The following is a 1,170-nucleotide window of genomic DNA, read 5'->3' on the forward strand; positions in this document are numbered from 1 at the left end:
ATCTTGGTTACTCAGCGTTACTGTCACAACTTGTTCTGATGCGACATCGTTGATACTCCCGGAGTAGTCTACAGGCAGAGGAGAAACTTGCTTGTGGCGATCGCTCAACCAATAATTTTGAGCTTTCTGTAAATTTGCGGAGTGGGCGTATTCCTCTAACCGTAAAGCCCATTGTTTGTAAGAGGTTGTCTTTGGTAGCAGATCAATCGCTTTACCTTGACGGATTTGTTGATAAGCCGTTTGCAGATCCTCTAATAAGATTCGCCAAGAACCGGGATCTACTCCCAAGTGATGGCTAGCAATGAACAAGCGGTTTGATTTATTTGCACCCAAGTTAAAAAGCGCCATCCGCACAATCGGCCCTGTTGACAGGTTCAGGCTAGCTTGTAGTTGAGCAGTCGTTGTCTCCAATGCCAGTTGTTGAGCATCTGATGCCAATGCCGATAAATCTATATGTGTAAATGGTACTTCTTCTAGGCTAGCGTTCACTGCTTGCCAACCACATTCTGAGAATTTGAACCGCAAGCGAAGGGCATCGTGATGTAATAGTAATTGCTGCCACGCTTGTTTTAACATCGCTGGCTCGATCACATCTGCGGCCTCTAACAAAATTGATTGGTTCCAGTGGTGTGGTTCTGATATATTCCGTTCAAAGAACCTGTGCTGAATCGGTGTCAGGGGTAGTGAACCAGTTACTAAACCTTGTTCAGCCTGAACTACTTGGGTTGTGCTTACCACCTCTGCTAATTTAGCGATCGTTTGATGTTCAAATAATTGCTGAGGAGTTAACCGCAAACCGACTTTAGCCGCTCTGGCACTGACTTGAATGCCAAGTACAGAGTCGCCACCTAACTCAAAAAAGCTATCGTGAATGCCTACTTGCCCAATACCAAGGAGTTCTTGCCAGATATTGGCGATCGCTTGCTCAACTTCACTTTGAGGGGCAATATATGCGTTATCTAGATTTGGTCTTAAATAAGATGAAGCGGAACTAGTTTTGGGTACAAGTTGAGAATCTTGACTAAATTCAAGTTGAATCCATCTTTTGATGCTAGCTTCCAAGTCTACTGTTGATGTGACTATCTGTGTAAATTTACTTATAGATAAAGCCCGTTTAAAAACCTCTAGTCCTTCTTGCCGCGTCATCATTGAGTCCGCACCTTTAGGCGC

Annotated in this window: 1 protein-coding gene; it reads right to left on the reverse strand. The window is 44.2% G+C overall.

The window, feature by feature from the left end:
* A partial coding sequence (locus tag ACWATR_RS40225) for a condensation domain-containing protein (RefSeq protein ID WP_460346037.1) occupies positions 1-1,149 on the reverse strand: 1,149 nt, incomplete at its 3' end.
* Between the last annotated feature and the right edge of the window lie 21 nt (positions 1,150-1,170).

It is taken from the genome of Nostoc sp. UIC 10890 (genome assembly GCF_054786515.1).